The sequence below is a fragment of the Streptomyces pyxinae genome (genome assembly GCF_024756275.1).
Lineage (GTDB): Bacteria > Actinomycetota > Actinomycetes > Streptomycetales > Streptomycetaceae > Streptomyces > Streptomyces pyxinae.
The window spans coordinates 111,377-136,085 of the sequence record NZ_JANUGQ010000012.1 but is presented as its reverse complement, the minus strand read 5'-3'; the positions used below and the strand labels follow the sequence as shown (position 1 = coordinate 136,085).

Annotated in this window: 18 protein-coding genes; 13 read left to right on the top strand and 5 right to left on the bottom strand. The window is 73.9% G+C overall.

What is annotated here, in order from left to right; all coding sequences use genetic code 11:
• Positions 1-115 precede the first annotated feature (115 nt).
• Positions 116-994, top strand: a complete 879-nt coding sequence (locus tag NX801_RS15975) for a polysaccharide deacetylase family protein (RefSeq protein WP_258788473.1) — start codon at positions 116-118, stop codon at positions 992-994.
• Between the two features lie 98 nt (positions 995-1,092).
• Here the strand turns inward: NX801_RS15975 and NX801_RS15970 are convergent, their stop codons facing one another.
• Positions 1,093-2,385 carry a class I SAM-dependent methyltransferase gene (locus tag NX801_RS15970; protein WP_428986157.1) on the bottom strand — a complete coding sequence of 431 codons (1,293 nt, stop codon included), beginning with the start codon at positions 2,383-2,385 and terminating at the stop codon, positions 1,093-1,095.
• 90 nt (positions 2,386-2,475) lie between these two features.
• Between NX801_RS15970 and NX801_RS15965 the strand changes: the two genes are divergently transcribed.
• The 4 genes from NX801_RS15965 to groL all read left to right on the top strand — a co-directional run bounded on the left by NX801_RS15965 (position 2,476) and on the right by groL (position 6,120).
• On the top strand, positions 2,476-3,537 hold the full coding sequence (locus NX801_RS15965; protein ID WP_258788383.1) for a polysaccharide deacetylase family protein: 1,062 nt from the start codon (positions 2,476-2,478) through the stop codon (positions 3,535-3,537).
• Between the two features lie 131 nt (positions 3,538-3,668).
• Positions 3,669-3,914 carry a hypothetical protein gene (locus tag NX801_RS15960; protein WP_258788382.1) on the top strand — a complete coding sequence of 82 codons (246 nt, stop codon included), beginning with the start codon at positions 3,669-3,671 and terminating at the stop codon, positions 3,912-3,914.
• Between the two features lie 157 nt (positions 3,915-4,071).
• Positions 4,072-4,380, top strand: a complete 309-nt coding sequence (groES, locus tag NX801_RS15955; protein WP_010471835.1) for a co-chaperone GroES — start codon at positions 4,072-4,074, stop codon at positions 4,378-4,380.
• A 117-nt stretch (positions 4,381-4,497) separates the two neighbouring features.
• Complete coding sequence (gene groL / locus NX801_RS15950) at positions 4,498-6,120, top strand: chaperonin GroEL (protein ID WP_258788381.1); 1,623 nt, start codon at positions 4,498-4,500, stop codon at positions 6,118-6,120.
• A 401-nt stretch (positions 6,121-6,521) separates the two neighbouring features.
• Here the strand turns inward: groL and NX801_RS15945 are convergent, their stop codons facing one another.
• Both NX801_RS15945 and NX801_RS15940 read right to left on the bottom strand, forming a co-directional pair.
• On the bottom strand, positions 6,522-7,295 hold the full coding sequence (locus tag NX801_RS15945) for an SDR family NAD(P)-dependent oxidoreductase (RefSeq protein ID WP_258788380.1): 774 nt from the start codon (positions 7,293-7,295) through the stop codon (positions 6,522-6,524).
• Positions 7,296-7,497: 202 nt separating this feature from the next.
• Positions 7,498-8,175, bottom strand: coding sequence for an MOSC domain-containing protein (locus tag NX801_RS15940; protein ID WP_258788379.1), 678 nt, complete (start codon positions 8,173-8,175; stop codon positions 7,498-7,500).
• Positions 8,176-8,254: 79 nt separating this feature from the next.
• Between NX801_RS15940 and NX801_RS15935 the strand changes: the two genes are divergently transcribed.
• A complete protein-coding gene (locus tag NX801_RS15935) occupies positions 8,255-9,151 on the top strand; it encodes a LysR family transcriptional regulator (protein WP_258788378.1) in 897 nt (298 codons plus the stop codon).
• 260 nt (positions 9,152-9,411) lie between these two features.
• On the opposite strand, the gene NX801_RS15930 is transcribed toward NX801_RS15935, so the two are convergent.
• The gene (locus NX801_RS15930) at positions 9,412-9,732 is read right to left on the bottom strand and encodes a WhiB family transcriptional regulator (RefSeq protein WP_258788377.1); all 321 of its coding nucleotides are present in this window, start codon (positions 9,730-9,732) and stop codon (positions 9,412-9,414) included.
• A 445-nt stretch (positions 9,733-10,177) separates the two neighbouring features.
• Between NX801_RS15930 and NX801_RS15925 the strand changes: the two genes are divergently transcribed.
• From NX801_RS15925 to NX801_RS15910, 4 genes are all read left to right on the top strand, one after another.
• Complete coding sequence (locus NX801_RS15925) at positions 10,178-10,789, top strand: response regulator transcription factor (protein ID WP_003948568.1); 612 nt, start codon at positions 10,178-10,180, stop codon at positions 10,787-10,789.
• A gap of 325 nt (positions 10,790-11,114) precedes the next feature.
• Positions 11,115-11,702, top strand: a complete 588-nt coding sequence (locus NX801_RS15920; protein ID WP_309505849.1) for a sigma-70 family RNA polymerase sigma factor — start codon at positions 11,115-11,117, stop codon at positions 11,700-11,702.
• A gap of 256 nt (positions 11,703-11,958) precedes the next feature.
• Positions 11,959-13,461 carry an IMP dehydrogenase gene (gene guaB, locus NX801_RS15915; protein ID WP_258788375.1) on the top strand — a complete coding sequence of 501 codons (1,503 nt, stop codon included), beginning with the start codon at positions 11,959-11,961 and terminating at the stop codon, positions 13,459-13,461.
• A 155-nt stretch (positions 13,462-13,616) separates the two neighbouring features.
• On the top strand, positions 13,617-14,741 hold the full coding sequence (locus NX801_RS15910) for a GuaB3 family IMP dehydrogenase-related protein (RefSeq protein WP_258788374.1): 1,125 nt from the start codon (positions 13,617-13,619) through the stop codon (positions 14,739-14,741).
• A gap of 255 nt (positions 14,742-14,996) precedes the next feature.
• Here the strand turns inward: NX801_RS15910 and NX801_RS15905 are convergent, their stop codons facing one another.
• Positions 14,997-16,238 carry a nucleotide sugar dehydrogenase gene (locus NX801_RS15905; protein ID WP_258788373.1) on the bottom strand — a complete coding sequence of 414 codons (1,242 nt, stop codon included), beginning with the start codon at positions 16,236-16,238 and terminating at the stop codon, positions 14,997-14,999.
• 450 nt (positions 16,239-16,688) lie between these two features.
• On the opposite strand from NX801_RS15905, the gene NX801_RS15900 reads away from it, so the two are divergent.
• From NX801_RS15900 to NX801_RS15890, 3 genes are all read left to right on the top strand, one after another.
• Positions 16,689-18,395 carry a glycerol-3-phosphate dehydrogenase/oxidase gene (locus NX801_RS15900; protein ID WP_258788372.1) on the top strand — a complete coding sequence of 569 codons (1,707 nt, stop codon included), beginning with the start codon at positions 16,689-16,691 and terminating at the stop codon, positions 18,393-18,395.
• Between the two features lie 642 nt (positions 18,396-19,037).
• Positions 19,038-21,407 carry a serine/threonine-protein kinase gene (locus NX801_RS15895; RefSeq protein WP_258788371.1) on the top strand — a complete coding sequence of 790 codons (2,370 nt, stop codon included), beginning with the start codon at positions 19,038-19,040 and terminating at the stop codon, positions 21,405-21,407.
• Positions 21,408-21,680: 273 nt separating this feature from the next.
• Positions 21,681-24,641: a protein kinase gene (locus NX801_RS15890; protein ID WP_258788370.1), complete on the top strand. Its 2,961-nt coding sequence runs from the start codon at positions 21,681-21,683 to the stop codon at positions 24,639-24,641.
• Positions 24,642-24,709: the final 68 nt, after the last annotated feature.

Below are 24,709 nucleotides of genomic sequence, written 5' to 3'. Positions count from 1 at the left end.
CGGTTTCCCGACCGGCTTCCCGGCCGGCCGAGGCAACCTCCCGTCCGCCTCGTCCGTCCCCCAGAACGCAGACTGATCAGGCGTTCGAACATGGGGTTCCAGGGTGGGCAAGAGGATGGCGGGGGTGGTGGCGCTCTGCGCCGCCCTGCTCGTACCGGTCATATCGGGCTGCGGCGCCACCGCGGAGCCGTCCGGGCCCGGCGGCGGACGGCCGGCGTCCTCCGTGTCCCCGTCCCCGTCGCCGGACCGGGCGGGCGGGGGCGAGGGGACCGGCGACACGGCGGCGGGCGAGCGCGCCGCTGCCGCCGCCCGCTTCGCCCGGTGGGACCTGAAGCCGCTCCCCGCCGCGCCCGCCCCGCCCGCGAGCCCCCCGGTGCGGACCGGCGGCGGCAAGGTCCCGGTGATCAGCGAGATACCGACCAGGGACAAGGTGGTCTTCCTCACCTTCGACGACGGCGCCGAGAAGGACCCGGAGTTCGTCCGGATGATGCGGGAGCTGAAGGTCCCGTTCACGATGTTCCTGACCGACGCGGCCATCCGGTCCGACTACGGCTACTTCACGCCACTGGCCGCCCTGGGCAACGGGGTCGCCAACCACACCCTCACCCACCCGAACCTGCGCACCCTCGGCGCGGAGGCCCAGCGCCGGGAGATCTGCGGCCAGCAGCGGAAACTGGCCGGCACCTATGGCGCCACGCCCCGGCTGATGCGGCCGCCGTACGGCAACTGGAACGAGGACACCAGGGCCGCCGCCGCTTCCTGCGGGGTGGAGGCGATCGTGCTGTGGCGGGAGTCCATGCAGATCACCAACATGCAGTACCAGCGGGCCGACCGGAAGCTGCGCCCCGGCGACATCATCCTGGCCCACTTCCGGGGCCCGTCCGAGCTCAAGGGCACCTCGATGACGGAGATGACGGCCAATCTGCTGCGCCATGTCCAGGAACAGGGCTTCGCGGTGGCCCGGCTGGAGGACTACATCGGCCGGGCCCGCTGACGGCCGCCCCGGCCGTTCCCGTTCCCGTCTCCGTCCCCGTCTCCGTACGAAGGCCGGCCCGGCCGCCGTACGGAGACGGGGCCCGGCAGGACCGGGGCTCAGCAGGGGCGGCCGATGAGCATGGCCGGGGCGCCCGCCACCCGGGTCAGGAAGACCGTCGCCGCGTTCGGGCCCTTGGGCTTCACCCGGCGGCGCACCTCCTCGGGCTCCACCGCCGAGCCCCGCTTCTTCACGGTCAGGGTGCCCACCTCGCGCTCCCGCAGCAGCGCCTTGAGCCGCTTGAGGCCGAACGGCAGCTCGTCGGTGATCTCGTAGCACGTGGCGTACGGCGTCGGGCGCGGCTCGTCGGCCGTCAGATAGGCGATGGTCGGGTCGATCAGCCCGGCGCCCAGCTCCTCGGCGACCTCCGCGACCAGGTGTGCCCGGATGACGGCGCCGTCCGGCTCGTAGAGGTACCGTCCCACCTTCCGTACCTCCGGGTCGGGCAGCCCCCGGCCGGTCAGGGTGGCGCCCGAGGGGAGCAGGGTGGCCCGGAAGACCCCCGGCCGGACGGCCCCGGTGCTCCCGGGGCCGGCGCCCTCGGATCCGCTGCCCGGGTGCGTGGCGGCGGTCCGGCCGTCGTGCCAGAGCACCGCCTCCTTCACATCGCCGCCGTCCGAGATCCACTCCGCCTCGAAGTCGTCCGGGACCAGCTCGTGCGGGATGCCGGGCGCGATCTTCACCGCTCCGGCGCCCACCCGCCGTACCGCCTCCAGCGCCCAGGAGAGCGGCGGTGAGTACGCCTCCGGGTCGAAGATCCGGCCCCGGCCGCGCGCGGCGCCCGAGGTCCGGCGCGCCGGGTCGGTGAACAGGGCGTCGGTGCCTTCGGTGCCGTCAGTGGCGTCGGTGTGTCCGGGGCTGTACGCCGTCACATCCTCCTGGCGCACCTCCAGCGACCCGTCCGGGACCAGCGCCGCCCCATTGGCCCTGACCACCTCGCAGGTGAGCGGGTCCAGATCGACCGCCGTCACCGCGAACCCGGCCCGCAGCAGGGCGACGGCGTCCCCGCCGATCCCGCAGCAGAGGTCCGCCACCCGGGCCGGTCCGCCGCTCGCGGGCAGCAGCTCCCGGAACCGCCGGGCCCGGTACTCCGCGACCGGGCGGCGCGTGGCCTGCTCCACCCCGTGCGGGGTGAAGAACATCCGGTACGCGTCCTCCGCGCCGAACTTCGCCACCGCCCGCTGCCGCAGCCGTGCCTGGCCAAGCGCGGCCGAGACCAGCCCGGCGGGGTGCTCGCGGCGCAGCCGGGAGGCGAGCGCCAGCTCCTGGTCGGGGGTGTGGTCGCGCAGCGCGGCGAGCAGCTCGCGGCCCTCCTCGGTGAGCAGCGCGCGGAAGGAGTCGAGGTCGTTCACCGGCCCATTGTGGGCCAGCCGGGCGATGGTGCGCGCCGGGCGGCGGTGTCGGCCGGGGGCCGGGGCCGAGCGCTGACAGGATGCGACGCCATGCATCTTGTACGACAAAACGGAAAACACGGTCAGCGGAACGGCCAGAGGAACGGCCAGAGGAATGGCCAGAAGAGCGGCCAGGAGAGCGGTCGGGGGAACGGTCAGGAGGGCGGCCAGGGGGCCGGCCGGGGGAACGGTCGGCGGAGGCATCGGTTCCGGGTCCGGGCGACCGGGGCGCTGCTGCTCGTCGCCGCGCTCGGTTCCGGCTGCGCGGCGGAGGGCGGGAGCGGTGGAGCGGCGCACCCCGCCGGGGGCGCCCAGGGCCGGCCGGCCGCCGGCGGCCCCGCCCAGGCGCGGGGGCCGGCCGGGGCCCTCTCCGCGTACGTCCAGAAGGTCCGGGCCGCCCGGGCCGCCCGTGTCGCCGCCGCCCGCAAGTGGGGCCTGAAGCTCACCCCGCTGCCCGCCCCGGCGCCGCCGAGGACCAAGCCGGAGATCACCTTCCGCAAGGGCTTCGAGGTCGGTGACGACAGCCTGCCGCCGGTCTTCACCACCGTCCCCACCAAGGAGAGGATCGTCTTTCTGACGATCGACGACGGCTCCGAGAAGGACCCCGAGCTGCTGAAGATGATGACCGAGCTGGACATCCCGTACAGCGCCTTCCTCAGCGACTACGTCACCAGCGACGACTACGGCTACTTCGAGCGGATGCAGGGGCGCGGGGTCGTGCTGAACAACCACACCCTCAACCACCGCTATCTGCCCGGACTCTCCTACGACGAGCAGGAGAAGGAGATCTGCGGGCAGCAGGAGATCATGGAGAAGCGGTTCGGCAAGCGCCCCCGGCTCTTCCGCCCGCCGTACGGCAACTACAACGGCGACACCCTGCGCGCCGCCCGGTCCTGCGGGGTCGAGGCGGTGCCGCTCTGGTCCGCCGAGGCCTTCCCGGACCACATGGAGTGGCGGGAGTGGGACCGGGACCTGCACCCCGGCGACATCGTGCTGACCCACTTCCGGGGCAAGGCGGACTGGAAGGGCACGATGCCCGACATGATCCGCCAGGTGATGAATGTGATCACCGCCAAGGGGTACGCCGTGGCGAAGCTGGAGGACTACGTGTGAGCGACGGCCCGGGCCGGGGCGGAGCCACCCGGCGCCCGCCCCGGCCACCTCGCCCATCGCGGTCGTCACCTCGCCCACCCTGGTCACCTCGCCCGCAGCGGCAGCCCCGGCCGGCCCGCCCGCACCGGCCGGTGGCCGCTCTGCTGGCCGTCGCCGCGCTCCTCCTCGCCGCCGGCTGCGCCCCCTGCGCCCCCGCCATGGACCCGATCGGCCGGCTGGGACGCGAGGCGGCGCATCGCATCGACGCGCTCGACGGGCTCGACGCGCTGGGCGCCGCCCGCGGCCCGGCCCTGCGCGCCCCGCTCGCCGGGCCCGGCGGGAGGGTGGATTCCGGCGACGAAGGGGGCGACATGGCCCGGAACTGGCACTCCGCTTGACCGAGTGCTAATCGCGGTCATAGTCTCGCCTCTGGCACTCCCCACCGGAGAGTGCCAACACAGCGACGGGCAGGTCCGGCACCCGCGACGACGGATCGACCTGGTCGCCACCTCAGACAGTTGACCCCGTGAGATCTCCGAAGGGGGAGGTCGGATCGTGACGACCACCAGCTCCAAGGTTGCCATCAAGCCGCTTGAGGACCGCATTGTGGTCCAGCCGCTCGACGCCGAGCAGACCACCGCCTCTGGCCTGGTCATTCCGGACACCGCCAAGGAGAAGCCCCAGGAGGGCGTCGTCCTGGCCGTGGGCCCGGGCCGCTTCGAGAACGGCGAGCGCCTGCCGCTCGACGTCAAGACCGGCGACATCGTGCTGTACAGCAAGTACGGCGGCACCGAGGTGAAGTACAGCGGCGAGGAGTACCTCGTCCTGTCGGCGCGCGACGTTCTCGCGATCGTCGAGAAGTAAGCACCGCTTCACCCTGTTCGATGTGAGCTGCGCCCCTGGTCACCCCGCTGATTGCCGGGCGGCGAGGGGCGCGGTTCGTTGCACCCGTTTGATTTCCGAGAGGGCTGAACCGCTCCCATGGCGAAGATCCTGAAGTTCGACGAGGACGCCCGTCGCGCCCTTGAGCGCGGCGTCAACAAGCTTGCCGACACGGTCAAGGTGACGATCGGCCCCAAGGGCCGCAACGTCGTCATCGACAAGAAGTTCGGCGCGCCCACCATCACCAACGACGGTGTCACGATCGCCCGTGAGGTCGAGATCGAGGACCCGTACGAGAACCTCGGTGCCCAGCTGGTGAAGGAGGTGGCGACCAAGACCAACGACATCGCGGGTGACGGCACCACCACCGCCACCGTGCTCGCCCAGGCGCTCGTCCGCGAGGGCCTGCGCAATGTCGCCGCCGGCGCTTCCCCGGCCGCCCTGAAGAAGGGCATCGACGCCGCGGTCAAGGCCGTGTCCGAGGACCTCCTCGCGACCGCCCGCCCGATCGACGACAAGTCCGACATCGCCGCCGTGGCCGCGCTCTCCGCGCAGGACCAGCAGGTCGGCGAGCTCATCGCCGAGGCGATGGACAAGGTCGGCAAGGACGGTGTCATCACCGTCGAGGAGTCCAACACCTTCGGTCTGGAGCTGGACTTCACCGAGGGCATGGCCTTCGACAAGGGCTACCTCTCCCCGTACATGGTGACCGACCAGGAGCGTATGGAGGCCGTCCTCGACGACCCGTACATCCTGATCCACCAGGGCAAGATCTCCGCCATCACCGACCTGCTCCCGCTGCTGGAGAAGGTCATCCAGGCGGGTGGCTCCAAGCCGCTGCTGATCATCGCCGAGGACGTCGAGGGCGAGGCCCTGTCGACCCTGGTCCTCAACAAGATCCGCGGCACCTTCAACGCGGTCGCGGTGAAGGCCCCCGGCTTCGGCGACCGCCGCAAGGCGATGCTCGGTGACATGGCCGCCCTCACCGGCGCCACGGTCATCGCGGAGGAGGTCGGCCTCAAGCTCGACCAGGCCGGTCTGGACGTGCTCGGCACCGCCCGCCGGGTGACCGTCACCAAGGACGACACCACGATCGTGGACGGCGGCGGCAACTCCGACGACGTTCAGGGCCGCGTCAGCCAGATCAAGGCCGAGATCGAGACCACCGACTCCGACTGGGACCGCGAGAAGCTCCAGGAGCGTCTCGCCAAGCTGGCCGGCGGCGTGTGCGTGATCAAGGTCGGCGCCGCCACCGAGGTGGAGCTGAAGGAGAAGAAGCACCGTCTGGAGGACGCCATCTCCGCGACCCGCGCCGCGGTCGAGGAGGGCATCGTCTCCGGTGGTGGCTCCGCGCTGGTCCACGCCGTCAAGGTGCTGGAGGACAACCTCGGCAAGGACGGCGACGAGGCCACCGGTGTGGCGGTCGTCCGCCGCGCCGCCGTCGAGCCGCTGCGCTGGATCGCGGAGAACGCGGGCCTGGAGGGCTACGTGATCACCGCCAAGGTGGCCGAGCTGGACAAGGGCCAGGGCTTCAACGCCGCCACCGGCGAGTACGGCGACCTGGTCAAGGCCGGCGTCATCGACCCGGTGAAGGTGACCCGTTCCGCGCTGGAGAACGCCGCCTCCATCGCCTCCCTGCTGCTCACGACCGAGACCCTGGTCGTCGAGAAGAAGGAAGAGGAGCCGGCGGACGCGGGCCACGGCCACGGCCACGCCCACTGATCCGGTCGTACGACGGTACGTACGCGACCAGGGCCCGGCGCTCCCCACACGGGGGCGCCGGGCCCCGGCGCGTCCGGCCCGGGTGCGTTCCGGCCCCGGCGCGTTCCGGGCTGGGTGCGTTCCGGCCCCGGCGCGTCGCCCGGTCCGACGCATTACCGGCCCGGCGTGTTCCGGCCTCGGCCCGGTGCGCCGCCGCCCCGGCCCGTTCGGGCCCGGCGCGTCCGGCCCGGCCCGTTCAAGCACGGTCGCATCCGGTACGTCGGCGTCCGGCCCGGCACGTGCGGGCCTGGCCCGGCACGCTCGGGGTCGGCCCGGACGTGTCCGATCCGGCCCGGTAGGGTGCCGGCCCGTCCGGCCCGTCGGGTATCGGCCCCGTCCGGCCCGTCGGGTGCCGGCCGGGCCTACTGGGGCCCGTACTTGCGGCCCATCCGGGTGCTCACCCCGCCCAGCAGGGCGCGCGGCGCCAGCTTCACCACGCCCATCAGCGCCTTGTAGCGCGGGTCCGGAATCGAGAGCGTCCGGCCGCGCGCCAGGTCGGCCAGCGCGTCGGCGACCACCTTGTCGGCGTCCAGCCACATCCAGCCGGGGATGCCGTCCGTGCCCATGCCGGCCCGCTGGTGGAACTCGGTCCGTACGAAGCCGGGGCAGAGCGCCATCAGCCGGACCCCGGTGCCCGCCAGGTCCCGGGCCGCGCCCTGGGTGAACTGCACCACCCACGACTTGGACGCGCCATAGGTGCCGCGCGGCACGAAGGCGGCGACCGAGGCCACGTTGACCACCCCGCCGCGCCCCCGTTCCCGCATCGACCGGGCGCCCGCGGCGGTGAGCCGCAGCACCGCCTCGCAGTGCACCTTCAGCATGGTCAGCTCGTCGGCCATGCCGACGTCCAGGAAGCGGCCCTTGTTGCCGAAGCCGGCATTGTTGACCAGCAGATCGACGGGCTGGCGCGGATCGGCCAGCCGGGTCTCGACGGCCGCGATGCCGTCCTCGGTGGAGAGGTCGGCGGGGAGCACCTCCGCCTCGACCCCGTGCCGGTCGTGCAGTTCGGTCGCCTGCGCCCGCAGCCGCTTCACATCGCGGGCCACCAGCACCACGTCGTGGCCGTCCGCCGCCAGCCGCCGCGCGAAGGCGGCCCCTATGCCCGCCGTCGCTCCGGTAATCAGTGCAGTCGTCATAGGCCGAACGTTAGTGCCAGGCGCGCCGCCCGGCCCGTCCGCCCGCGCCTCCCGGCCACTCCGCCGGACGGATGACTCCGGGGAAGCGGCGGGAAGTCGGGACCCCACCGCCGGTCCCGCCGGCGCCGGCCCCTGCCGCCGGCCCCGCGCCGCCGGGCCCCTGCCGCTGATCCCGTGCCGCCGGCCCCGTGCCGCCGCCCCGTCAGATCGTGGCGCTCGCCGTCCGCGTCCGCAGATAGGTGTGGGCGGTCTCCCGGAAATCCGGGTGGAGCGCCTCGCCCGCCGCCAGGATCTCCGGCAGCAGCGGCCGCTCCAGGGTGACCGCGCGGAAGACGAGACGGGTGGTCACCTGGTGCGCCGGGCGGTGCACCACCCGGATCGGCTCGCCCGCGCGCACCTCGCCCGGCTCCAGCACCCGGAAGTACGCCCCCGGGGACGCCCGCCGGGTGAACCGCTTGACCCAGCCCCGCTCGTCCAGCCAGCCGGCGAACGTACGGCAGGGCAGCCGGACCGAGGCGACCTCCAGCAGGGCCGTACCCACCCGCCACCGCTCACCGATCAGCGCCGCGTCCAGATCGGCCCCGGAGGTGGTGAGGTTCTCGCCGAACGAGCCGTTGGCGAGCGGCCGGCCGAGCTCCGCCTCCCAGTGGTCCAGCTCCTCGCGGGCGAAGGCGTACACCGCCTGGTGCGTACCGCCGTGGAAGCGCAGATCGGAGACGGTGTCCCCGGCCACCCCGCTGCCACCGGCACCCGGCGCCCCGGGGTCCGTCACCCGCACCGGCCCGTCGGCCGGCCGCTTGTCGATGCCGGTCGTCCCGCTCGGGGCGTCGGTGTAGCCGGCGGATCTCGGCCGTCCCACGTTCACGGTCAGAAGCTTCATGGCGGCACGTTAGCGGGCCGTTCTCAAACAATCCAACGATCATCGCCAACACCACCCAAGAAGTGCTTATAGTCGAAGGGTGATCGAAGCCCGGCACCTCCGTGTCCTGCGCGCCGTCGCCGCCACCGGCTCCTTCTCGGCGGCCGCGCGCGAGCTCGGCTGCACCCAGCCCGCCGTCAGCCAGCAGATGAAGGCCCTCGAATCCGCTGCCGGCACCCCGCTGCTCATCCGCACCGGCCGGGAGATGCGGCTCACCCAGGCCGGCGAGGCCCTGGTCCGGCACGCCTCGGGCATCCTCGCCGGGCTGACCGCCGCCGAGGAGGAGGTCGCCGCCATCGCGGGGCTGCGGGCCGGCCGGGTGCGGCTGGTCTCCTTCTCCAGCGGCAACTCGACGCTCGTCCCCACCGCGCTCGCCGCCCTGCGCGCCGCCCATCCCGGCACCCGGGTCTCCCTGGTGGAGGCCGAGCCGCCGCGTTCGGTCGAGATGCTCCGCGAGGGCGACTGCGACGTGGCGCTGGCCTTCCGGTACGGCCCGGCCGCCGCCGGCGAGTGGGGCGACCTGGTGGTGCGCCCGCTCCGCACCGACCGGCTCGTCGGGCTGGTTCCGGAGGATCACCGGCTCGCCGGCGCCGGCTCGGTGGTGATCGGGGAACTGGCCGGCGAGTCCTGGATCGCCGGCTGCCCGCGCTGCCGCCGCCAGCTGGTGGAGGTCTGCGAGGAGGCCGGTTTCAGCCCGCGCATCGACTTCGCCACGGACGACTACCCGGCCGTGGTGGGGCTGGTCGGCGCCGGGCTCGGGGTCGCCGTCCTCCCCGAGCTGGCCATCGAGTCGGTGCGCGCCAAGGGGGCCCGTACCGTCGCCCTGGAGCCCCCGGTGCGGCGGGAGATCGTCGCCCTCACCCTGCCGGACCTCGCCCGGGTCCCGGCGGTCGCCGCCACCCTGGACCAGCTCGCCCTGGCGGCCGGACGCGACTAGTGGCCCCGGTCTCCCCGCCAGGTTCCGGCTGCGGCCCCGGCCCGCCACTCGGCCTCCGGCCGCCCCGCGAGGCTCCGGCCCGCCCCTCCCGCCCGGCTTGCGGCCCGGCCATCCGCGAGGCCCGGAACCCCGCCCTGCGTGCGGGCTCCGGTCCCGTCCGGGCATGGCGGGGCCCGGGATCCCGCCGCCCCGCCGCCCGGGGCCGTGCGGCCCGGTGACACCCCCGGCACCCCGTGGTGCCCCCCTGGAGAAACGTTCCTTCAGTTCTGCTCGGCCGGTCCCGCCGACGCGCTGATCAGCCGGTGGCGGGCCCGGCCCATGAGCTCTTCGCGCTCGTCCTCGGTGAGCCCGCCCCAGACGCCGTACGGCTCCCGGACGGCCAGCGCGTGCGCCGCGCACTCGGCCCGTACCGGACAGCGCATGCAGACCTCCTTCGCGGAGTTCTCGCGAGCGCTCCGTGCCGCGCCGCGCTCACCCTCCGGGTGGAAGAAGAGCGAACTGTCGACCCCACGGCAGGCCGCGAGCAGCTGCCAGTCCCACAGGTCGGCGTTGGGCCCTGGAAGGCGGGAGAAATCTGCCATGGCGCATGTCCCCTTGAAGCCGGTTGAAGCCGATGCTGGGCGGATGGCCGGGCCGGCAGGTCGGTGGGTCCGATCCGACGTCGGCGGTCGGCCGGCGGCTGTCTGTCAGCCACCAGCAGTTCCTACTGTCTAAGTAGATGTAAATATGACTCATTGCGAATCTAGCCATAGACACCAGCAAACGGAAGGAAAAGCCGCTAAATGGGGCATAGCTCTACGTGAAGCCATGGTGACCTGCGGTACTCCCGCCGTATCCGGGCCCTCACGTAGCGTGTCGATTGAGTCGGCGTGGCCCGTAACTCTTTCGAGTGACCGTCGTTGAGAGGTGCGGAAGCGGTTGAGAGAACAAGCACTCGGGCGGGTGTCCGGGAGCGCTTACCGCTCAGGTGACGAAACGACCAGCCTGGAGGCTCAAGGTGACGCGCATCAGCTGCGGAGGCCCGTCATGACATCCGTCCTCGTCTGCGACGACTCCCCGCTCGCCCGAGAAGCGCTCCGCCGCGCCGTCGCCACCGTGCCCGGTGTCGAGCGCGTGACGACCGCGGCCAACGGCGAGGAAGTCCTCCGCCGCTGGGGCGCGGACCGCTCGGACCTGATTCTGATGGACGTGCGCATGCCCGGACTGGGCGGCGTCGAGACCGTCCGCCGGCTGCTCTCGGCCGACCCCGGCGCCCGGATCATCATGCTCACCGTCGCCGAGGACTTGGACGGCGTGGCGCTCGCGGTGGCCGCCGGTGCCCGCGGCTACCTGCACAAGGACGCCTCGCGCGCCGAGCTGCGGGCCACCGTCACCCAGGCGCTCGCCGACCCGACCTGGCGGCTCGCGCCGCGCCGGCTCCGCTCGGCCGAGATGGGCGCCGCGCCCACCCTCACCGCCCGGGAGATCCAGGTGCTGGAGGGCATGAGCCACGGCCGGTCCAACGCCGAGATCGGCCGCGAGCTGTTCCTCTCCGAGGACACCGTCAAGACCCACGCCCGGCGGCTCTTCAAGAAGCTGGGTGCCTCGGACCGGGCGCACGCGGTGGCCCTCGGCTTCCGCTGGGGTCTGGTGCGCTGAGCCCGCCGGGTCCGCCGAGCCCGCTCGGGCGGCCGGGGTCGCTCCACCGGACCCCGTCCGGCCGTCCGGGGGCGTCCGCGGGCGGAGGCCCGTACGTATCCCGTCCGCCGCCCGGCGGACGGGGCGGCGGAGGCCCGATGTCTGTTTCCCGCCCGATGCCGCATCCTTGAGGGGTGGAGTTCCTCGGGGACGAGTCGATCGAGCGGAAATCGAGCGGAAGGGGAGGGCGCAGGGGATGAGGTCCGGCGTACCTGCTCATAACGCTTCGGTGCACAACTACGCACGCGGCGGTACGGACCAGCGGTCCGCAGGGCACCATGGTCCGATGCGCGACGAGGAGGCGGCCGCCGCCCGGGGGACGATCGGCGCACTCGTCCACCGCGCCGTCGAGGGGGACGAGCAGGCCACCCACGATCTGCTGGCCCATGTCCACCCGCTGGCACTGCGCTACTGCCGCACCCGGCTGAACCGGCTCCCCGGTGACGCCCGCCACTTCACCGAGGACCTGGCGCAGGAGGTCTGCGTCGCGGTGCTCATGGCCCTGCCGCGCTACAAGGACACCGGGCGCCCCTTCGAGGCGTTCGTCTTCGCCATCGCCGGCCACAAGGTGGCGGACCTCCAGCGGGCCGCGATGCGCCACCCGGGCTCCACCGTCGTGCCCTCCGACGAGATGCCCGAGCGGCCCGACGACTCGCTCGGCCCCGAGGAGCGGGCGCTGCTCAGCGACGACGCCGAGTGGGCCAAGCGGCTGCTCGCCAACCTTCCGGAGAACCAGCGGGAGCTGCTGGTGCTGCGGGTGGCGGTGGGGCTGACCGCCGAGGAGACCGGCCAGATGCTCGGCATGTCCCCGGGCGCCGTCCGGGTGGCCCAGCACCGCGCGCTCAGCAGGCTCCGGGCCCTGGCGGAGCAGTAGGCCCCCGGATCCCCCCGATCCGCCCTTCCGTCGAGCCGCGCGAAGCGGTGCGCCGGCGGGCCCGGCGGGCGGTGAGCCGGGCCGTGGCGGAACGGCTGGGTGGTGCGCCGGCGGGCGGGTGTGCGGTGGGGCGTCCCGGGGGGGCGTACGGACGAACGTACAAAGCTTTTGTCTGATCTTGCTCGTGGAATGAGACACGGCCGAAGCCCGTTAGCATGGACATCCGCACCGATCAAGGCCATTTGGGGAAGGTGTCATGACTGCCAACGTCGACGGAGTGCCCGGAAAATTCGCGACACTCGGGCTGACCTACGACGACGTGCTGCTGCTGCCCGGCGCGTCGGACATGGCGCCCGACCAGATCGACACCGCCTCGTACATCTCCAGGAACGTACGGGTGAACATCCCGCTGCTCTCGGCCGCCATGGACAAGGTGACCGAGTCCCGGATGGCGATCGCCATGGCCCGCCAGGGCGGTGTCGGCGTGCTCCACCGCAATCTCTCCATCGCGGACCAGGCCAACCAGGTCGACCTGGTGAAGCGGTCCGAGTCCGGCATGGTGAGCGACCCGATCACGGTCCACCCGGATGCCACGCTCGCCGAGGCCGACGCCATCTGCGCCAAGTTCCGCATCAGCGGCGTCCCGGTCACCGACCGGGCGGGCAAGCTGCTCGGCATCGTCACCAACCGCGACATGGCCTTCGAGACCGACCGCAGCCAGCAGGTGCGGGACGTCATGACCCCGATGCCGCTGGTCACCGGCAGGGTCGGCATCTCCGGGGTGGACGCCATGGAGCTGCTCCGCCGCCACAAGATCGAGAAGCTGCCGCTGGTGGACGACGAGGGCGTCCTCAAGGGCCTGATCACCGTCAAGGACTTCGTCAAGGCGGAGAAGTACCCCAACGCCGCCAAGGACAAGGACGGCCGGCTGCTGGTCGGCGCCGCCGTCGGCGTCGCGGGGGACGCGTACGAGCGCGCCCAGGCGCTGATCGAGGCGGGCGTGGACTTCATCGTCGTGGACACCGCCCACGGCCACTCCAAGCTCGTCGGGGACATGGTCGCCAAGATCAAGTCGAACTCCGCCGTCGATGTCATCGGCGGCAACATCGCCACCCGGGACGGCGCCCAGGCGCTGATCGACGCGGGCGTGGACGGCATCAAGGTCGGTGTCGGCCCCGGCTCCATCTGCACCACCCGGGTCGTGGCGGGCATCGGCGTCCCCCAGGTCACCGCCATCTACGAGGCGTCCCTGGCCGCCAAGGAGGCCGGCGTCCCGGTGATCGGCGACGGCGGGCTCCAGTACTCCGGCGACATCGCCAAGGCGCTGGTCGCCGGCGCCGACACGGTGATGCTCGGCTCGCTGCTCGCGGGCTGCGAGGAGTCGCCCGGCGAGCTGCTCTTCATCAACGGCAAGCAGTTCAAGTCGTACCGGGGCATGGGCTCGCTGGGTGCCATGCAGACCCGGGGCGAGCAGCGCTCCTTCTCCAAGGACCGGTACTTCCAGGAGGGCGTCGCCTCCGACGAGAAGCTGGTCCCCGAGGGCATCGAGGGCCAGGTGCCCTACCGGGGCCCGCTCGCGGCGGTCGTCCACCAGCTGGTCGGCGGTCTGCGCCAGTCGATGTTCTACGTCGGCGGCCGGACCGTGCCGGAGCTCCAGGAGCGCGGCCGGTTCGTCCGGATCACCTCGGCGGGCCTCAAGGAGAGCCACCCGCACGACATCCAGATGACGGTCGAGGCGCCGAACTACAGCCGGAAGTAGCCGGCAGCGATCGACGAGGGGCGGGCGCGGCGGTGCGACCGCGCCGACGCCCGGCGGTGCGTGCGAGGGGCGGTTCCGGACCTGACCGGAACCGCCCCTCCCGCATGGGTCGGGGATACTGGTAGGCGCAGACGTAGAGGGAAAGGCCACACATCGTGACTGAGATCGAGATCGGGCGCGGCAAGCGCGGCCGCAGGGCGTACGCGTTCGACGACATCGCCGTCGTACCGAGCCGGCGCACCCGGGACCCGAAGGAGGTCTCGATCGCCTGGCAGATCGACGCCTACCGGTTCGACCTGCCGTTCCTGGCGGCTCCGATGGACTCGGTGGTCTCCCCGGAGACCGCCATCCGCATCGGCCGGCTCGGCGGCCTCGGCGTCCTCAACCTGGAGGGTCTGTGGACCCGCCACGAGGACCCGCAGCCGCTGCTGGACGAGATCACCGGCCTGGACGAGGCCACCGCCACCCGCCGTCTGCAGGAGATCTACGCCGCCCCGATCCAGGAGGAGCTGATCGGCCGGCGCATCAAGGAGGTGCGCGACTCGGGTGTGGTCACCGCCGCCGCGCTCTCCCCGCAGCGCACCGCCCAGTTCTCCAAGGCGGTCGTGGACGCCGGGGTCGACATCTTCGTCATCCGGGGCACCACCGTCTCCGCCGAGCACGTCTCCGGCGCGGCCGAGCCGCTGAACCTGAAGCAGTTCATCTACGAGCTGGACGTGCCGGTCATCGTCGGCGGCTGCGCCACCTACACCGCCGCCCTGCACCTGATGCGCACCGGCGCTGCGGGCGTGCTGGTCGGCTTCGGCGGCGGCGCCGCGCACACCACCCGCAACGTCCTGGGCATCCAGGTCCCGATGGCCACCGCGGTGGCCGATGTCGCGGCCGCCCGCCGGGACTACATGGACGAGTCCGGCGGCCGGTACGTCCACGTCATCGCGGACGGCGGGGTGGGCTGGTCCGGCGACCTGCCGAAGGCCATCGCCTGCGGCGCCGACTCGGTGATGATCGGCTCCCCGCTGGCGCGGGCCACCGACGCGCCGGGCAAGGGCCACCACTGGGGCATGGAGGCCGTCCACGAGGACGTACCGCGCGGCAAGCTGGTCGACCTGGGCATGGTCGGCACCACCGAGGAGATCCTCACCGGTCCCTCGCACAGCCCGGACGGGTCGATGAACATCTTCGGCGCGCTGCGCCGGGCGATGGCCACCACCGGCTACAGCGAGCTCAAGGAGTTCCAGCGCGTCGAGGTCACCGTCGCGGACTCCCAGCACCGCCGCTGACGGCCGCCGCCGGGGCCCGGCCGGACGGCCGGTCCTCGGCGCACCGGCGCGGTCCTCGGTTCGCTCCCGGCCCGGTCCCCGGTTCGCTCTCGGCCCGGGGAGTGCGTCGGTTTCGGCCCGGGGAGCGGAGCGGTTCCGCTACGGAGAGGGGCCCGGACCCATGAGCGGTCCGGGCCCCTCTCCGTGTGCCCGGGGGACCGTGTCCCTCTCCCGTGTGCCCGGGAGCGAGCCCCCTCATCGGGTGCCCGGGGCGGGTCAGAGGCGGTGGGCGGCGCCGGCCGGGGTGGCGCCGCGGGTGTCCAGCAGGAGCTGCGCCTTGACGGCCAGGCCCTGGAGGTCGTACGTCCGGTGGTGCTGGAGCAGCACCGTCAGATCGGCCGCGGCCGCCGCCTCGTAGAGCGAGTCCGCGCGCGGCACCGGCCGGTCCCGTACCCGCCAGTCCAGGACATGCGGGTCGTGGTAGCTGACCACCGCGCCCAGTTCCATCAGCCGCCGGGCGATCTCGCCGGCGGGGGCGGCCTCCCGGTCCGGCAGATCGGGCTTGTAGGTGACGCCGAGCAGCAGGATCCGGGCGCCGCGCGCCGACTTGCCGTGCTCGTTGAGCAGCTGGGCGCACCGCCGGATCACGTACTGCGGCATCCGCTCGTTGATCTGGCCGGCCAGTTCCACCAGTCGCAGCGGGCGGTGGCCGCCGACGGTGTCGACCGGTACGGAGTGGCCGCCGACCCCGGGACCCGGGCGGAACGCCTGGAAGCCGAAGGGCTTGGTCTCGGCGCACCGGATGACGTCCCAGAGATCGACGCCGAGTTCGTGGCAGAGCACCGCCATCTCGTTGACCAGCGCGATGTTGACATGGCGGAAGTTGGTCTCCAGCACCTTGACCGTCTCCGCCTCGCGCGGGCCCCGGGCCCGGACCACCTTGTCGGTGAGCCGTCCGTAGAAGGCCGCCGCCGCCTCGGTGCAGGCGGGGGTGAGGCCGCCGATCACCCGGGGGGTGTGGGCGTACTCCTGGGCGCGGTTGCCCGGGTCGAGACGGCCGGGGGAGTAGGCGAGGTGGAAGTCGCGGCCCGCCCGCAGCCCGGATCCGGCCTCCAGGAGCGGCCGCAGCACCTCCTCGGTGGTGCCGGGGTGGACCGGGGACTCCAGCAGCACCGTGGTGTTCGGACGGAGCCGGGCGGCGAGGGCCCGGGCGGCGTCGGTGACGGCGGTGAGGTCCGGGGCGCGGTCGGCGCCGGGCGGGGTGGGGGCGCAGATGACGGCGGTGCGCACCCGGCCGAGTTCGGTGGGGTTGGTGGTGGGCCGGAAGCCCCCCGAGAGCATCCGGCGGATCTCCGAGGCGGTGAGCGAGCCGTCGACCGGGGGGCGCCCGGCCGCGAGTTCCGCGACGGGGCGGGGATCGGTGTCGAAGCCGACGGTGGCCACCCCGGCGGTGGTGGCGGCCTGGGCGAGGGGCAGTCCGAGGTGGCCGAGGCCGATGACGGCGAGATCTGCGGGCATGGAGGGCCGTCCTTCCCAGTAGCCGGAGTGAGCTGGGCGCGCAACCGCTGAGGGCGGAATGAGCGCGCGCAATGTCACACTAGGCGTAAATATGACCGTTATGCCGTATTGGAAGCGTGTGATCGCCCGGGTGTTGTGGACAGCCGGTGGCTGAAGTGGGAGGCCCGGGACAGAATCAAGTCTGTGAGCCCGATCACGGGATGAATCCGGTGAGGGGGCGCACCCGGTCATGGGGCGTGCGCGCGGTGCGTTCCGCCCGGTGCCGGGCGGACGGTGCGGCGCCCTGCCGGACGGACAGGCGAGGCGGGCAGGCAGCCGGACGGGCAGGCAGCCGGAGGAACAGGCGGCCGGTCGGGGCGGGGTCGTAGGGGCCCGACCCGGCTTCGTGCGGGCCACACGGGCCATATGCAGGCCATATCCCACATACGGGGGACAGGACGGGAGGCAGCGGTGAGGACAGCGACACTGGGACCCGCGGAGCGCGCCGAGGCGCTGGCCGCCATGGCCGAGCGCGAGCTGGACGTGCTGGTGGTGGGCGCCGGAGTGGTGGGCGCCGGCACCGCGCTCGACGCGGCGACCCGCGGACTGGCCACCGGGCTGGTCGAGGCGAGGGACTGGGCGTCCGGCACCTCCAGCCGGTCGAGCAAGCTCATCCACGGCGGGCTGCGCTATCTGGAGATGCTCGACTTCGCCCTGGTGCGGGAGGCGCTGAAGGAGCGCGGGCTGCTGCTGGAGCGGCTGGCGCCCCATCTGGTCAAGCCGGTGCCCTTCCTCTATCCGCTCCAGCACAAGGGCTGGGAGCGGTTCTACGCCGGCTCGGGCGTCGCGCTCTACGACGCCATGTCCCTCTCCTCCGGGCACGGCCGCGGGCTGCCGACGCACCGCCATCTCACCCGGAAGCACGCCCTCCGGGTGGCCCCGGCGCTCCGGAAGGACGCGCTGGTCGGCGCCCTCCAGTACTACGACGCCCAGATGGACGACGCCCGCTTCGTCACGACCCTGGTGCGCACGGCCGCCAGTTACGGCGCCCTGGTCGCCAGCCGGTCCCGGGTGGTCGGCTTCCTGCGCGAGGGCGAGCGGGTGGTGGGCGTCCGGGTGCGGGACGTCGAGGCGGGCGGCGAGTACGAGGTCCGCGCCAAGCAGGTGGTCAACGCGACCGGGGTGTGGACCGACGACACCCAGGCGCTGATCGCCGAGCGCGGGCAGTTCCACGTCCGCGCCTCCAAGGGCATCCACCTGGTGGTGCCCAAGGACCGGATCCACTCCACCACCGGGCTCATCCTGCGCACCGAGAAGTCCGTGCTCTTCGTCATCCCCTGGGGCCGGCACTGGATCATCGGCACCACCGACACCGACTGGGACCTCGACAAGGCCCACCCGGCCGCTTCCAGCGCCGACATCGACTATCTGCTCGACCATGTCAACAGCGTGCTCGCGGTCCCGCTCACCCGGGACGACGTCCAGGGCGTCTACGCGGGGCTCCGCCCCCTGCTGGCCGGCGAGTCCGACGCCACCAGCAAGCTGTCCCGGGAGCACACGGTCGCCCACCCGGTGCCCGGCCTGGTCGTGGTGGCGGGCGGCAAGTACACCACCTACCGGGTGATGGCCAAGGACGCGGTGGACGAGGCGGTGCACGGCCTGGACGCCCGGGTGGCCGCCTGTGTCACCGAGGACGTGCCGCTGCTGGGCGCCGAGGGCTACCGGGCCCTGTGGAACGCCCGCGCCGGGATCGCCGCCCGGACGGGTCTCCATGTCGCCCGGGTGGAGCATCTGCTGAACCGGTACGGGACGCTCACCGAAGAGGTCCTGGAGCTGATCGCCGCCGACCCCTCGCTCGGCGAACCACTGACCGCCGCCGAGGACTATCTGCGCGCCGAGGTGGTCTACGGCGCCTCGCACGAGGGCGCCCGGCACCTGGACGACGTGCTCACCCGGCGCACGCGCATCTCCATCGAGACCTTCGACCGGGGCACTCGCAGCGCCCGGGAGTGCGCCGAGCTGATGGCGCCGGTGCTCGGCTGGGACGCGGAGCAGATCGAGAAGGAGGTGACGCACTACGAGAAGCGGGTCGAGGCCGAGCGCGAGTCCCAGCGCCAGCCCGACGACCTGACCGCCGACGCCGCCCGCCTGGGCGCACCCGACATCGTCCCCCGCTGACGCTCTGAGCGACGTCCCCCTCCGAACCCCCGTCCGCCCGCGCCGGAGCGGAGCCGTCGATGGCCCTTTCCGGCCCCGTCCCTCCGCGCTCCGGCCCCGCCCGCTCGCCCGGGAGCGGGGCCGCCGCTCCGGCCCCGCCCGCCCCCGAAGCAACGGCCGCGCCGATCACGGCGGTACGGCGGTATGGCAGTACGGCTGTCACGGCAGTGGCGACGACCGTGAAGACGCGACGGTCTCTGCCCGCCCGTCCGCCTGTCGCTGACGCGTGGCCGGGGGGTGCGGCAGAGCCGTACTCCGCGTCCGCCCGTGATCTGTCCCGCGTCGTACTGCTGCCGACCGGCCGTCTGTATCGCCGTGTCCGCGCACTTCCGCGCCACTTCCGCTTCTCGGTACTTCTTGTCCCACGGTGGGCTCCGGGTGCCGGTTTGTGCGGGTCGGGCGGGGCGATCGCGGGGTGAATGCTGCCCGTTGGCGGGCACGCGACGGCAAGCCTTGCTCAGCGGGGTGTTCTTGACGGACGGTGGACCCTGGGACAATCGCCACTCCTGGAGTGAGAGACAATGGCAGCTCTTCCAGGGCGGGTTACCGCATCGCGCGAAAGCGGCAGTCGCGGGCGAGGATCAGGGATCGCAGAGGGGACGCATGTCGGGAGCGGAGCAGTCGCGGGACGCGGCGCGGGAACCTCAGCGTGACGCGACGAAATCGGGTGTCGGTGAAGCGGCCAGGCCGGAGAACGGCGACGCCGGACGCCAGGCGGCCGTGACACCGGAGAGAACGCCGGAGAGCGGGCCCGGCGAGGGTCCGGCCGGCGCCGGTGGCCGGGGGCGGGTCCCGGCGGCCCGCTCGGGCGACCGCCCGGAGGGCGGCGCCACCACGGGCGGTGACGCCGCGTCGGGCGCGGCGCGGGACGGCGCCCGGGGCGGCGCGTCCGGCGCGGGCCGGGCGCCCGGCACCTCCTGGGGCCGCAAGGACGAGGAACCGGCCGGTCGCTCGGCCGGCGCGGGCACCGGCGGCACGGCGGCCGGTGGCCCCGACGCCGGCGCGGGCACCGGCGGGCGCGGCGCCGCGGGCCGGAGCGACGGCTCCATGGGCCGGAGCGCCGGTACCGGTGGCACCGGGCGCCCCACGGCCGAGGGACGGCTGCTCGCCGGGCGCTACCGGCTCGGCGGGGTGCTCGGCCGGGGCGGCATGGGCACCGTCTGGCGCGCCGTGGACGAGACCCTCGGCCGCACGGTCGCGGTCAAGGAGCTGCGCTTCCCCAACAGCATCGACGAGGAGGAGAAGCGCCGGCTCATCACCCGCACCCTCCGCGAGGCCAAGGCGATCGCCCGGATCCGCAACAACGGCGCGGTGACGGTCTACGACGTGGTGGACGAGGACGACCGCCCCTGGATCGTCATGGAGCTCATCGAGGGCAAGTCCCTCGCCGACGCGGTGCGCGAGGACGGCGTGCTCACCCCGAGGCGCGCCGCCGAGGTCGGCCTCGCCATCCTCGACGTCCTGCGCTCGGCGCACCGCGAGGGCATCCTGCACCGCGATGTGAAGCCGTCCAATGTGCTGATCGCGGAGGACGGCCGGGTCGTCCTCACCGACTTCGGCATCGCCCAGGTGGAGGGCGACCCGTCCATCACCTCCACCGGCATGCTCGTCGGCGCGCCCTCGTACATCTCGCCCGAGCGCGCCCGGGGCCACAAGCCGGGCCCGGCCGCCGACATGTGGTCGCTCGGCGGACTGCTGTACGCGAGCGTGGAGGGCTGCCCGCCGTACGACAAGGGCTCCGCCATCGCGACGCTCACCGCCGTGATGACCGAGCAGCTCGACCCGCCGAAGAACGCGGGCCCGCTGGAGGAGGTCATCTACGGCCTGCTCCACAAGGACCCCGCCCAGCGGCTGGACGACGCCGGGGCCCGCCGGCTGCTCAACGCCGTCATCCACGCCCCCGAGCCGGTCGCCGCGCCCGCGGTGCCGGAGCCGCCGCCGGCCGAGGTCACCCGGGTGGTGCCACTGCTGCCGCCGCCCGGCGAGACGCCCCGCCCGGTCCAGCCGGTGGACGAGCCCAAGCCGGTCCGTCCGGCCAGGTCGTCCACCGACACGGCCGAGCGGCTGCGCGGCGCCCTCCGCTCGGTGCGGAACGCCGCGGCGGCCCCCCGGACCGACTCCCGGCCCGGCCCCGGCCGGCGCCCCGGGGAGCGGTCCGGGCCGCCCGCCCCGCAGCGGGCGCCGCTGACCGATGTGGTGCCCCGCCGCACCCTGGTGATCATCGCCGTGGTGGTGGTGCTCGCCGTGCTCGGCGTCGTCCTGGCCATCGCTCTCAGCGGTGACGACGAGCCGGGCGCGGGCAACGGCACATCCGGAGCCGCCGCCGTCTCCCCGGCCGGCAGTACCGCGGCCGACGCCGGTACCGGCGCCACGGGCGGCAACGCGGGCCGGACCGACGGCGAGCAGGGCACCGAGCAGAAGCCGGGCGAGGGCCGGAGCCAGGGCGGGGAGAAGGGCCAGGACCGGCCGGGGAACACCCCCGCCGCCCAGCCGTCAGGACCGTCCGGCGGCGCATTGCCCGCCGGGTACACCTCGGTCCAGAACCCCCGCTTCCACTTCTCCATGGCCATGCCCGCCGGCTTCCGGATGACCGGGGTGGCCGGGCAGAACTCCGGCGGGATATTCAGCGCCGACGGCGGATTCCCGCGCGTCCAGGTGGACTTCACCGACGGCCCCAAGGACGACGCCGCCGCGGCCTGGAGCGCGGCGGTCGCCGCCGTCTCGGCCACCAGCAAGGGCTACCGCCACCACGGCATCTCGGCGGTCGACTACAAGGGGTATCCGACCGCCGCCGACTGGCAGTTCGAGCGCGACCAGAGCGGTCAGCGGGTACGGGTGCTCAACCGGGGCTTCAAGGTCGACGCCGGACACGGCTACTCGATCATGGTCTCCTGCCCGGCCGCCGAGTGGGAGGCCGCCGCCTGCAAGACCCTGCGGGAGACGGCGTTCGCGACGTTCAAGCCCCTGGGCTGACCGGCTGCACGTATCGTGAGACCCTGCGGACCGTACGCAGCCGGAAAATGCTCGCGAGGGTATGTGAACCGGCCGCGTACGACCGTACTTTGACGGTTTGACGTCTTGATTCCTTGACGTCTTGATGGCTTGACGGTCTGGCGTTTTGGCGGTTTGGCCGTTTCCGATGATTCCGCCGTGCTGACGCTTCCGACGGCCCGGCGGATCTGAGGAGTTATCCGGGTTCGTGCGACCTGCGGGCCCCTGGGGACAGCGCGCTCGTGGGGAGGCGTCGTGGACGACTACGCGGGAAGGGTGCTCGCCGACCGCTACCGCCTGCCGCTGCCGCCCGCCGACGAGTACGAACTGGTCGAGGCGCGGGCCTTCGACACCTATAGCGGCCAGGAAGTCGTGGTCCGGCAGTTGCCGTTGCCGGAAGTGGTGGACGCCGAGATGGTGGAGCCCGGCGACGCCGCCGGGGCACCCGACCCGTCCCCGTACGGCCGCCCGTCCCCCTACGGTCATCAGTCGCCGTACGGCCGCCCGGTCCCGGGCCGTCCCTCCCGGGGCTTGACCGACCCGGCGGTGCGGCGGGCCGTGGAGGCGGCCCAGGCGGCGGCCCGGATCCCCGACCATCCGCGGCTGGACCAGGTCTTCGACGTCTTCACCGAGGACGGCTCGCTGTGGATAGTGAGCGAACTGGTCGACGCCCGGCCGCTCGCCGCCCTGCTCGTGGAGCGGCCGCTCGACCCCTACCGGGCCGCCGAGATCGGCTCCGACGTGCTCACCGCGCTGCGCGCCCTGCACGTCCACGGCTGGACCCATCGCAACATCACCGCCCGCACGGTGCTGGTCTGCGACGACGGCCGGGTGGTGCTCACCGGTCTCGCGGCGGGCGCCGCCGAGGAGGCCCTCTGCGGCTACGCCCCCGTCCCCGAACCGGACCCGGACTCCGATCCGGACGGCTCGTACGGCCCGGAGGACCCGTATGGCCCCGGCGGGGCCGGTCATACGGGTGACAGCGGTGATGCCGGCGAGGCCGACCACCCGGGTGCCGCCGACGCGTACGACGCCGGTGCGTACGGCCGCCAGGACGGCCATGACGGCCACGACGGCCAGGAGAACGAGTACGGCACCGGCCACCGGGGCGCCCCCGGCACCGGTCTCGGCCCGGTCGCCCGCGCCGGGTACCCCGCCGGGTACGAGCTCGCCGCCGCCCCGGAGCAGCCGCCCGAGCCGCCCGGCGGCCCGGCGGGACCCGTCCGTGCCGCCCCGGCCGGCTACGGCCCGGGCCCGGGCGGATCGGTCGCGCCGTACGGTACGCCCCCGGAGCCGCCGTACGGTACGGCTCCCGGCGCCGGGGCGGTGGCCCCGTACGGCACCCCCGGCTCCCCCGAGACGGGCCATCGCCGGCCGGGCAGCGCCATCGCCGCCTACCGGGCCGGGGCCAGGGCCGCCGCCCGGGCGGACGAGGCGGAGGCGGCCCGGGAGGCCCTGGACGCCGCACGCGGCCGCGCGGACTCGGGCCGGCCTCCGTCGGCCGAACCGCCCTGGTGGGCCGGGACGGTGGAGGACGACTCCACCGCCCCCGACGAGGACGGGCCCCACGAGAACGGGCCCTACGAGAACGGTCCTTACGAGGACGGTCCGTATGAGGACGGGCCGTACACGGACAGGACCTACGCGGACGCGCGGTACGAGGACGGCCCGCACGAGGACAGGCCCTATGCCGACCCGGTGGACCCGGAAGGGCCGTACGGCTCCGGCGGCCCGGGCCGCCCGGGGGGCCGGCCGCACCGGGCCCATCTCGCCGGCAGCTGGCACGACGGCCCGTCCGCCGGAGCGGGCCGGGAGGACGACCGCCCGGTCCCGGCGGGCGGCGGCCCCGTCGTCCCGTACGGCCGCCGCTCCGCCCCGGCGTACGACGACCGCACCCCGGTCCCCGGCCACCCCGCGGCGGACCACCGGGAGCCGGCCGGATACCGGGGCCCGGCCACCCCGCTGGCCGCCGAGCGCGCCCGCCAGGCCCGGATCGCCATGGTCGGCGCCGTCACCGAGCGCTGGGCACCCGAGCAGGCGGGCCCGGTCCACGACACCTGGCAGCTCGCCCCGCCCATCGGGCCCGCCACCGACCTCTGGGCCCTCGGTGCCCTGCTCTACCGCGCCGTACAGGGCCACGCCCCGTACCCGGAGGAGAACTCCGCCGAGCTGGTCCAGCTGGTCTGCGCCGAGCCGCCCGCCTTCGCCGAGGAGTGCGGCCCGCTCCGGCCCGTCGTGGAGTCGCTGCTCCGTCAGGATCCCACCGAGCGCCCGGATGTGGAGGAGCTGCGCGGCTGGCTGCGCTCGCTCGTCCGGTCGGCGCCCGAGCCGGACGCGGGCGTCGCCGTCGTCCCCATGCCGCCCGCCGACGCCGCCCGGCTGCCGGTGGTACGGCGCCGCGGCGAGCTGGTGCGCAGGCGCCGGGCGGCCGCCGCCCCGGACGCGGCCCACGGCCGGCACCGGCAGTCGAGGGCCCGGTCCGCGCGTCCCCCGGAGCGCGACCGGAGCCCCCGCGCCCTCGGCCGCACCCTGCTGGTGGTGATCCTGCTGGTGCTGGCCGCGGCGGTGGCGTACGCGATGCTCTTCCTGCCCGAGTCCGGTCCGGACGCCGGTCCGGACACCGGGCGGCCGGGCGGTGCCGTGCCGTCCCAGGGGCAGCCCGCGCCGACCCCCGGGGACACCACCAGGCCCTCCGGCACCGGGCCGTCCCCCGACTCCCCGGCGCCCTCCGGCCAGACCGGTACCGCCTCCGCCCCGGCCCTCGCCCCCGGTTACGCGCTCCGCGAGGACCCCGAGGGCTTCCGGCTCGGCGTCCCGGAGGACTGGCGGCGCAGCCCGATCAACGACGCGGGCCAGGTCCGGTACACCGGCGGCGACTTCACGCTGATCGTGGTGCCCGGCCGGGACACCGTGGCGGACAACGGCGCCGACCCCATGGAGTACCAGCGGAACAAGGAGCGGGAGCTGACGCCCTGGCGGGACTCCTCCTGGTCCTCCGTCACCGGGCTGCGCCGGACGGACGTCGGCCGGCAGGCCATGGCCGAGGGCCAGTTCACCTGGCAGGACAGCACCGGCCGTGAGGTGTACGTGCGGAATCTGGCGCTGGTCGTCGGCGGTGCGTACCACGTGATCCAGGTGATCGGCCCGGAGGGCGCGCGCGACAAGGTGACCGAGGTCTACGGCCAGGCCATCACCTCCTACCGTCCGACCCGATAACCACCCATCGTCCGATACGACCTGGGCGCTGCCCCGGTCCGGTCGCGGTCCCGCCCGGGGTCTGGTCG